Below are 6,655 nucleotides of genomic sequence, written 5' to 3'. Positions count from 1 at the left end.
TTAAACTCTGCGCTGAAATTTCTTTTTTTCATTGAGGCACCTGTAATGTTCTGAGATGAGCATATCACCTCTGTTCAGGTGGCCAAATTCAGTAAACCACTACAGTCCCAGTCCTCGTCGTAATATGGCGAGGCGAGAAGGGGGTTAGTTGCTGAGAGAATCTCTCCGGCGGCGCCCTGCCGCTGAAGTCGACGAAGCGCTTCGTATAGCTCAAAGGCCTCGGTTCGCTCGTCACCTATATCGAGGGCGCATGCAACCTTGTGCGCCTCTGTGACCAGAGTTGATAGCTGGTTTCGGATGTCCTGAATGGTGCTCATAGTTCTCCTTACGCCGCACGCTGGGCGCGCAGCTTCTTCAGGTGTTCTGCTGTTTCTATTTCTTCGGCGATCCGCTCAGCCTGTGCTTTGGTCAGCGGCTCGAAATCCTGGTTAAATCGGCCCATGCTGGCGATGCAGGTGCGACCGTTGCGGATGTAGTGGATGACTTCGTGGGTAGCGCGGAGGATTTTGCAGGGCGCGCCGTGGGGATCGGCGTACCAGGTATTAGGCTGGATTATCCTGAACATTGGCTGACTCCTGATTGCGCTTTAATTCCTCTCGGTATGCTGCAACCTCTTTGGCTTTCCTTTTCTGCCGCGGTGATGGCTTTGCGTGCTCCCAAACAAAAGGCCAGTTGCTACCCCATACCAGCCAGCGTCTATTGCTAATTCGATATGTATTATTGATGTGAGCTCCAAGCAGCCGACGGGCTTTTCTGTTATTCATGACAGCCCCCTCTGCTTATTCCTCAATTCGATTTCTTGCTGGCAACTGGAGCACGTCTTGCATCCGGGAACGGCAGCGCGCCGCGACTCAGGGATGTCTTCGTCGCATTCTTCACAACGTTCAGCTGATACGGCGTTGCGGTTCAATCTGTGAGCGGAAAGGGCAGCGTTACGCTGAAGCTCTTCAATCTCTGCTGCTGTGTCGATGATATCGGCCATGGTCACTCCTTACCGAGGGCTTTGTTGATAGCATGCAGCGCCTTCTTTCCGGCAGGTTCATCTTCGAGTCGCCAGTTACCGGCATCACCTGAATCAGCGAGCTGCTTATAGTTGTCGAACAGGTATTGAAGCGCTACCAGTAAATCCGGTGCTGCGGCCATGAGCGTGCCGTTATCGTCTTCGGAACCATTAATCAGTAACTCAGCGAGAAGGCCACCATCACCGCGAATCGTTCCGGTCTCTTTGCTATATGACCAATTACCTTTAGTGCCTTTAAAATCTTCCATATTCACTCCGCGAACTGTCGGTTAATTCGGTTGAAGGTGAACGCCAGCAATAAAAAAGGCCGCGATAGCGACCTGGTGATTAGTGCCTTCATGTTGCACCGCCTTCATTCTTCTCGGCTTCGACCGCCATCTGCTCAAGCCGTCGCGATAACTCGGCGGCCAGCGTCTGGAATTCTTCCTCGGTCGCCACCGGAATCGGCACGAAGCGAATCCCGATGTGCGCCAGTTGGTTGGCTATTTCGAGGCTTTTTCTCAAATCAACTGGAGAGGCTTTGTTCATGCGGCACCGCCTTGCTCACCGACCAGAAATGCACAATCCTTCTTGTGCTCGTTACAAGACCAAACAACTTCGTCATCGCCACGGAAAATATTCATTTCCACGGTCGTTTTATACTTCGCCACTGCACCGCATTTGCATTTAGCGGAGGTGTTTTTGCTTTTGGCTGACACGCTGCCAACCCTTGGATATTTGCTCACGATTCCACTCCGAAGCGGCGATTAAGCCGCCCTGTGTATACGACGACCTCCAGGAGGCTAACTCCCAGAGCTTCAATTTTCTTGTGATGTTTGTTGATGATGGGAGGCACCGTTTCGTTCCAGTTAGGCTTTGGCTTCTTGCGCATGGCCTGCTGTATTTCCTCGGTGCAGCGGCGGCAGGCTGCTCGGATGGCGTTTTCATTTGCTGGCGTCATGCGGCCTCCGTCATCTTTTTGAAGGAATGAGCAATACGGGCAGAAGCAATGGTTACGTAATCCGGGTTAAGGTCGATGCCGATGAAGTTAAACCCTTCCTCTATAGCTGCCCGGCCTGTGCTCCCGCTTCCCATCCACGGATCAAGCACGGTACCGCCAGGCGGAGTAATCAGCCTGCAGAGATAACTCATAAGAGCGATCGGCTTAACGGTAGGGTGGTTGTTCTTCGCGCCACTGGTACGCCCGGCACCGGCGCGCGGATCATTAATGCCGACGCTTCCTTCTTTGCGTCCGCCGGTCATGTCGCTGGCTGACGTCGCGATAAATCTCTCGAGGCCTTCATCGCGCTCTTTAGGTTTGACCTTGGCGCAGTAGAAGAAGCGGGCAGCGCTCTTGCTGCTATCGATGCGTGGAGTTGATTCGTGCCGCCGGTCCATTTGCCCGTAGCAATTCGCCGCACCCATTTTAGAGCTTGGCTCATTGCCGGTAAGCGCTCCTTGCTGGCCTTTCGCATCCGGGAACGCTGACACGACAACATCACTTCCGTCGTGAATGATGTTTGCTGGCCATCGCCCCTCTGGTGCCTGCTCGTAATCAGCAACAGGTTCTGTGCCGTCGCGCTGATGTGAAAGCAGACCGCCAGCACCGCCATTTAGCATCTCATCGGTAGGGATGCGGCAGGCATCAATATTGATTGCACCGGTACCATGCTCGGCCATATTCGCCGACACCGTTTTTTTGAAAGGTTTGCGCGCCATGACAATTGGCTCATGGGCTGGTTTCAATGCGGTACCCCAGCCATCAAAATCGCCATCAAGGTTATGCGACTTGGGGAAGCCGCTGCCGTAAATCCAGAGAATTTGGTCGCGGATTTCGAACCCGGCATCCTCTGCATTAACCACAAGGCGGTGATAGGTGCGTGATCCGCCAAACGCCAGCAGGTGTCCGCCTGGCTTAAGGACGCGCAGGCATTCCTGCCACTGCTCAACGGTGGGAACGTCGTAATCCCACTTGTGGTTCATGAAGCTCAGCCCGTACGGAGGATCCGTCACGATGGCGTCAACGGAGTTATCCGGGAGCGTTTTCAGGACGTCTTCACAGCGCCCGACGTGAAGTTGATAGGTCATGCCGCCTCCTGTCTTTCCCGATATTCCTCAGCGAGCCGCTGCGCCTTTAATGGATTGCTGACCACTTCACCCCATGGCATTAGCCAGCCGTTACCAATGAAGGGAAGGCACAGTGTGCCAACCATGATGTCGTCGTGAGCGTGAGTCATAGGATGGACTCCATTTCGTCGATGTAGAGGCCCTGAGCAATCAGGCGGCGGCGACGGGCGGCACGTTCAATGCATTCCTGCCGTCTGCCTTCCTGCGATTGCTCTATAGCGCGCCGGGTGAACAGCCGCGATTTACCCTGTGGTGTTACGACCTTTGGCTTCGTGACCAGGTCGAATGTGCGGTCGCATATGCCGTCCTCATTTCGCCATTTCTCAGACTCAACTATCTGCGCTATCTGTCCGGAGCCGCGGGTGATGCCGTTGGCGACCCGGTTAAACTCGATGAGCGTTACGCCAAACTTCTCAGCGATTTCGCTACCGGTGACCGGGCGGCCGCGCGTCTGAATCATCCAGATAACGCGCTCACGGAGGCCGGAGAATTGCCCGGTTCGACCGGGTCTGCGGTAGAAGGGTGTGCGTTTCATGCTGCACGCTCTGTGATTTTCTGAATTTCCGATTCCAGATCTGCAAGAAAGCTCTTAACCTCAGACTCGATTTCGCGCGCCAGCTCTTCATCGAAATGAATTCGCTTCTTGAAATAGGCGAGGTCAGGCGGCAGGCGATCATCGAAACTAACGAAATCACACCATTTCCGCCCGGTGCACATCATCTGCGCATGCATTTGCAGCATGTACTGGCGCTTTGGCTCGCCAGTTTTCAGCGTTTCAAGATGGGTCCAGGTGTTGGGGCATTTGATTTCGATAAGCCCGTCGTCGTTAACAAGTCCGTCCGGGCTGGCTGCGAATCCGGGTATGGTTGGGTGATCGATGAGCCCAACTTCAGTGATTGCCGCATCGAACTCATTCAGGGCGTACATTTCGCGCGCCACTGGCTCAAGTTCAGTGCCGCGCATCATCGCGGCATTCGAAAACCCTTCCTCTAGCTTCCCGGTCAGCCGTTGGCAAATCAGCTCGGCCATGTAGTTCTGGCGGCTGGTGGAGTAGCCCGACTTAGTCCGGGCCATGACATCAGCCAGGCGACTCGCCGTGACCTTGCCGCAGCGCGCAGCAAACCATTCAGGGGTGCGTTGCTCCATCATTCAGCCTCCGTCTCTGCGACATTGACAGGTTCGGCGTTGTCGACAGCAAGACTCATGTCATACATGCGTCGCTTCTCAACTGCGCCGATCACCTGCTTCTCTTCAGCGCTCAGCGCCACCCAGAACTCCTGGTACTTAACGGTTCCAAGGCGCGCGGCGGACTCACCTTTTGCGATCAGTTCCGGGCGGCGGCTATCTGATTCATGGCCCGCATGAACCTCTGCCGTTGTTCCTTCAATCACTCGCTCTGCCTCGTCCTGGTCGAAGATGCCAGCGAAACCAAAGGCCAGGCGTGCGCATTGGATAAGCGTCTTGTGGCGAAGCATGCGGGTAGGGTGGGACTGCCATGGCTGAGTGTTGCGTTTGCACTCGCCCATGTACTCGGTAACGATTGTCGGGTGCTTGCGGTCTTTGCGGTAAATCTTGCAGGTGCACGCGCCTTCTTCCTTGTCGTAAGAGAACTCCATGCCGTCAAACTGAGGATGCTCGTTGATAATGCGAGCCCATCCATCAACGCCGACGACCGGGACAATCCCGCCTTTATCTGGGAAGGCATAAATCTCTTTTGTCCATGGGTTCAGGCCGTACTGGTTGGCGACGATCAACAGGGCTGTAAACTGCTCGTCCGTGACGTTGCCACCTTTGAACGCTGTATTCTTCAGCGTATTCATCAGGTCTGTACCGGCATCCATGCCGAGGCGTGCGGCCAGTTTCCCGGCCATGGTGGAAAGTGCAGTACTCATTGTTAAATCCCTCAAAGTTAAAACGGGCAGGTTGGATGAAGGCGATCCCACTCTTCTTCGGCGCGGTCGTAACAGATGCGTGTGACATAGTCGTTATAGGCTTCCTCTGCCTTTTCACCGACTAGTGCCATTTGCGCTTCTTTTGGGAGAAACAGGCTACTCATTTGCAAAGCATATTTCGGGAACATGGCGATCAGTTCTTTCGCCCGGTCGTCGATCCACTTCTCTTTCTCGTCGGTAAGCCGTTGCTTAACCCAGCGCCGATCTTCGATTCGGTCGTAAGTGAGGTATGCGTTCATGGCTGAACTCCTGAAATTTGGATGTGCAGATCCCGCCCGCAAAAAGCCAGGCCGATCGGTTGAATAGGGTGGTTAGTGCTGGATAGGGTTGCCGTGACCGTCCAGAAGGACGTCAATCACGCAGTCACTGAGGCGTATGATTTCTGCATCGGTGTGCAGATACACCCATTTGCGCTCCTGAATGACCGCTGAGACGCGATAGGTGCGGCCTTCATGCATTGCCATCATGCCGGGCGTGACGCACTGGCGAATGAGAGGTGTGGTGCCGTAGTGGTTGATCATGCCTTCACCTCTACCTGTTTCAGGAGGCCAGCGATATGCATCTGGCAGCGATTCAGAGTCAGCTTGTCGCGTGGTGCCGATACCGATGTCAGCTGCCACTCGTTATCGTTGAGCTTTTTGGCGGTGTACTGCTTGCCGTTGTGGGTGACTGTCATGATGCCTCCCGCTTTTCTTTGATGTCGGCGCGTAGGTGAATCTCTTTCCCATCAGCTGTCGGGAATATAAGGATGTCATCACGAACCGCGAGAAGATGGGCCACTGCAAATAGCGCCTCGTCTGTGACATCAAATTTCTCACCAGTGAACTCACGAACGCCGGGCGCCAATTTGCTTGGCTTTGACCGACCCGCGAAAATTCGCTTCGTCAGGCCTGAAAAACCTACTGTGATAGGGTTGCTCATAAATCCTCTTGGCCTTATCGCGGCGAACGGAACGGTTAATACAAGACTTCAACGCATTTATTCAGTGTTTCAATGGGCGGTGGATGGCCGCCGGTTGTCATAACTTGAGTCACTCGTAAATAACTCCAGGTATGAAAAAGGCCGCCTACCTGGCAGCCTCAACTTGAATGAGTGCCGGGATGTTTAGCCACGCCCGGCGCGTGATTTCCTTCACTTTCCACAGTCAAAGGAATGCCGTAGACTGGATATTCCACAGTCAATAAAAGGATTTCTTTATGTCCATGAATGTATTTGCAGGAAAGAGAACTGAGGAATCAGTGGCATATGATTTAGCGCTGGCGCTTGCAGTAAAAGACCCATCCGCCAACACGCCAGAAGCTTTAATTGAGCGCATTGCTGATTTGCTTCCTGCCTGTCGTGAAGCAGCAAAGGAAAAGTACAAAGCAGAAGCACCTACGCCTTTTGGGATCGCTATAAAACGATAACTGATGCCAGGGCAGTCTCCAGTGCTGCCTTTATCAAATTCTGCCGATACATGCGGTCATCTGATGCCCCTTTAACCGCTTCTTCAGCAGCAGCATAAGCTGCGTCAGCTGCTAAAATTACGCCATTGTTGCTTTTAAACATCGCTACTTCATCGTTTTTTATATCCATC

The 6,655-nt window shown here is 53.8% G+C and carries 18 protein-coding genes; 1 reads left to right on the top strand and 17 read right to left on the bottom strand.

Translation table 11 applies throughout. The features are described from left to right. Nucleotides 1-74 precede the first annotated feature (74 nt). The 16 genes from ACOTZP_RS03295 to ACOTZP_RS03220 form a co-directional block, all read right to left on the bottom strand. Nucleotides 75-317: a hypothetical protein gene (locus ACOTZP_RS03295; RefSeq protein WP_421633649.1), complete on the bottom strand. Its 243-nt coding sequence runs from the start codon at nt 315-317 to the stop codon at nt 75-77. Nucleotides 318-325: 8 nt separating this feature from the next. Then, nucleotides 326-565, bottom strand: coding sequence for a DUF4222 domain-containing protein (locus ACOTZP_RS03290; protein WP_129318017.1), 240 nt, complete (start codon nt 563-565; stop codon nt 326-328). A 195-nt stretch (nt 566-760) separates the two neighbouring features. Next, nucleotides 761-982 (bottom strand): TraR/DksA family transcriptional regulator, encoded by a 222-nt coding sequence (locus ACOTZP_RS03285; RefSeq protein WP_421633648.1) that lies wholly within the window; start codon nt 980-982, stop codon nt 761-763. A 2-nt stretch (nt 983-984) separates the two neighbouring features. After that, nucleotides 985-1,269, bottom strand: coding sequence for a hypothetical protein (locus ACOTZP_RS03280; protein WP_421633647.1), 285 nt, complete (start codon nt 1,267-1,269; stop codon nt 985-987). A gap of 88 nt (nt 1,270-1,357) precedes the next feature. Further along, a complete protein-coding gene (locus ACOTZP_RS03275; protein ID WP_421633646.1) occupies nt 1,358-1,549 on the bottom strand; it encodes a DUF1382 family protein in 192 nt (63 codons plus the stop codon). Then, entirely contained in the window at nt 1,546-1,746 is a 201-nt protein-coding gene (locus tag ACOTZP_RS03270) for a hypothetical protein (RefSeq protein WP_127341288.1), read from the bottom strand. Before ACOTZP_RS03270 ends, ACOTZP_RS03275 begins: the two co-directional genes overlap by 4 nt. Continuing rightward, a complete protein-coding gene (locus ACOTZP_RS03265; protein WP_421633645.1) occupies nt 1,743-1,961 on the bottom strand; it encodes a hypothetical protein in 219 nt (72 codons plus the stop codon). The genes ACOTZP_RS03270 and ACOTZP_RS03265 overlap by 4 nt, the downstream gene beginning before the upstream one ends. Further along, on the bottom strand, nt 1,958-3,088 hold the full coding sequence (locus ACOTZP_RS03260; RefSeq protein ID WP_421633644.1) for a DNA-methyltransferase: 1,131 nt from the start codon (nt 3,086-3,088) through the stop codon (nt 1,958-1,960). Before ACOTZP_RS03260 ends, ACOTZP_RS03265 begins: the two co-directional genes overlap by 4 nt. Further along, a complete protein-coding gene (locus ACOTZP_RS03255) occupies nt 3,085-3,237 on the bottom strand; it encodes a DUF1317 family protein (RefSeq protein ID WP_047357022.1) in 153 nt (50 codons plus the stop codon). The genes ACOTZP_RS03260 and ACOTZP_RS03255 overlap by 4 nt, the downstream gene beginning before the upstream one ends. After that, nucleotides 3,234-3,662 carry a regulator gene (locus ACOTZP_RS03250; protein WP_421633643.1) on the bottom strand — a complete coding sequence of 143 codons (429 nt, stop codon included), beginning with the start codon at nt 3,660-3,662 and terminating at the stop codon, nt 3,234-3,236. Before ACOTZP_RS03250 ends, ACOTZP_RS03255 begins: the two co-directional genes overlap by 4 nt. Further along, a complete protein-coding gene (locus ACOTZP_RS03245; RefSeq protein ID WP_058659114.1) occupies nt 3,659-4,276 on the bottom strand; it encodes a lambda exonuclease family protein in 618 nt (205 codons plus the stop codon). Before ACOTZP_RS03245 ends, ACOTZP_RS03250 begins: the two co-directional genes overlap by 4 nt. Further along, nucleotides 4,273-5,019, bottom strand: coding sequence for a phage recombination protein Bet (gene bet, locus ACOTZP_RS03240; RefSeq protein WP_021571177.1), 747 nt, complete (start codon nt 5,017-5,019; stop codon nt 4,273-4,275). The genes ACOTZP_RS03245 and bet overlap by 4 nt, the downstream gene beginning before the upstream one ends. A 17-nt stretch (nt 5,020-5,036) precedes the next feature. After that, nucleotides 5,037-5,318 (bottom strand): host nuclease inhibitor GamL, encoded by a 282-nt coding sequence (gamL, locus tag ACOTZP_RS03235; RefSeq protein ID WP_421633642.1) that lies wholly within the window; start codon nt 5,316-5,318, stop codon nt 5,037-5,039. A gap of 72 nt (nt 5,319-5,390) precedes the next feature. Continuing rightward, nucleotides 5,391-5,600: a cell division protein FtsZ gene (locus ACOTZP_RS03230; protein WP_006809788.1), complete on the bottom strand. Its 210-nt coding sequence runs from the start codon at nt 5,598-5,600 to the stop codon at nt 5,391-5,393. Continuing rightward, the gene (locus tag ACOTZP_RS03225) at nt 5,597-5,755 is read right to left on the bottom strand and encodes a hypothetical protein (protein ID WP_045324621.1); all 159 of its coding nucleotides are present in this window, start codon (nt 5,753-5,755) and stop codon (nt 5,597-5,599) included. Before ACOTZP_RS03225 ends, ACOTZP_RS03230 begins: the two co-directional genes overlap by 4 nt. Continuing rightward, entirely contained in the window at nt 5,752-6,000 is a 249-nt protein-coding gene (locus ACOTZP_RS03220; protein WP_022651079.1) for a DUF7446 family protein, read from the bottom strand. Before ACOTZP_RS03220 ends, ACOTZP_RS03225 begins: the two co-directional genes overlap by 4 nt. Nucleotides 6,001-6,275: 275 nt before the next feature. Here ACOTZP_RS03220 and ACOTZP_RS03215 point away from each other — a divergent pair, with 275 nt between their 5' ends. Beyond that, the gene (locus tag ACOTZP_RS03215) at nt 6,276-6,485 is read left to right on the top strand and encodes a hypothetical protein (RefSeq protein WP_023303584.1); all 210 of its coding nucleotides are present in this window, start codon (nt 6,276-6,278) and stop codon (nt 6,483-6,485) included. On the opposite strand, the gene ACOTZP_RS03210 is transcribed toward ACOTZP_RS03215, so the two are convergent. Beyond that, nucleotides 6,472-6,654: a hypothetical protein gene (locus ACOTZP_RS03210; protein ID WP_421633641.1), complete on the bottom strand. Its 183-nt coding sequence runs from the start codon at nt 6,652-6,654 to the stop codon at nt 6,472-6,474. The two genes, ACOTZP_RS03215 and ACOTZP_RS03210, sit on opposite strands and share 14 nt — an antisense overlap. Nucleotide 6,655 lies beyond the last annotated feature (1 nt).

It is taken from the genome of Enterobacter cloacae complex sp. SYL001, assembly GCF_049237025.1.
GTDB classification, from domain to species: Bacteria; Pseudomonadota; Gammaproteobacteria; order Enterobacterales; family Enterobacteriaceae; genus Enterobacter; species Enterobacter intestinihominis.
Note: the sequence above shows the minus strand (reverse complement) of the source record. Positions and strands in the feature narration are given on the sequence as shown.

Coding starts and splice junctions, on each gene's coding strand:
- ACOTZP_RS03230 (WP_006809788.1), bottom strand. CDS start 5,600: ATGATCAACCACTACGGCACCACACCTCTCATTCGCCAGTGCGTCACG.
- ACOTZP_RS03295 (WP_421633649.1), bottom strand. CDS start 317: ATGAGCACCATTCAGGACATCCGAAACCAGCTATCAACTCTGGTCACA.
- ACOTZP_RS03265 (WP_421633645.1), bottom strand. CDS start 1,961: ATGACGCCAGCAAATGAAAACGCCATCCGAGCAGCCTGCCGCCGCTGC.
- ACOTZP_RS03225 (WP_045324621.1), bottom strand. CDS start 5,755: ATGACAGTCACCCACAACGGCAAGCAGTACACCGCCAAAAAGCTCAAC.
- ACOTZP_RS03275 (WP_421633646.1), bottom strand. CDS start 1,549: ATGAACAAAGCCTCTCCAGTTGATTTGAGAAAAAGCCTCGAAATAGCC.
- ACOTZP_RS03250 (WP_421633643.1), bottom strand. CDS start 3,662: ATGAAACGCACACCCTTCTACCGCAGACCCGGTCGAACCGGGCAATTC.
- ACOTZP_RS03215 (WP_023303584.1), top strand. CDS start 6,276: ATGTCCATGAATGTATTTGCAGGAAAGAGAACTGAGGAATCAGTGGCA.
- ACOTZP_RS03260 (WP_421633644.1), bottom strand. CDS start 3,088: ATGACCTATCAACTTCACGTCGGGCGCTGTGAAGACGTCCTGAAAACG.
- ACOTZP_RS03210 (WP_421633641.1), bottom strand. CDS start 6,654: ATGGATATAAAAAACGATGAAGTAGCGATGTTTAAAAGCAACAATGGC.
- gamL (WP_421633642.1), bottom strand. CDS start 5,318: ATGAACGCATACCTCACTTACGACCGAATCGAAGATCGGCGCTGGGTT.
- ACOTZP_RS03285 (WP_421633648.1), bottom strand. CDS start 982: ATGGCCGATATCATCGACACAGCAGCAGAGATTGAAGAGCTTCAGCGT.
- ACOTZP_RS03255 (WP_047357022.1), bottom strand. CDS start 3,237: ATGACTCACGCTCACGACGACATCATGGTTGGCACACTGTGCCTTCCC.
- ACOTZP_RS03245 (WP_058659114.1), bottom strand. CDS start 4,276: ATGATGGAGCAACGCACCCCTGAATGGTTTGCTGCGCGCTGCGGCAAG.
- ACOTZP_RS03280 (WP_421633647.1), bottom strand. CDS start 1,269: ATGGAAGATTTTAAAGGCACTAAAGGTAATTGGTCATATAGCAAAGAG.
- ACOTZP_RS03290 (WP_129318017.1), bottom strand. CDS start 565: ATGTTCAGGATAATCCAGCCTAATACCTGGTACGCCGATCCCCACGGC.
- bet (WP_021571177.1), bottom strand. CDS start 5,019: ATGAGTACTGCACTTTCCACCATGGCCGGGAAACTGGCCGCACGCCTC.
- ACOTZP_RS03220 (WP_022651079.1), bottom strand. CDS start 6,000: ATGAGCAACCCTATCACAGTAGGTTTTTCAGGCCTGACGAAGCGAATT.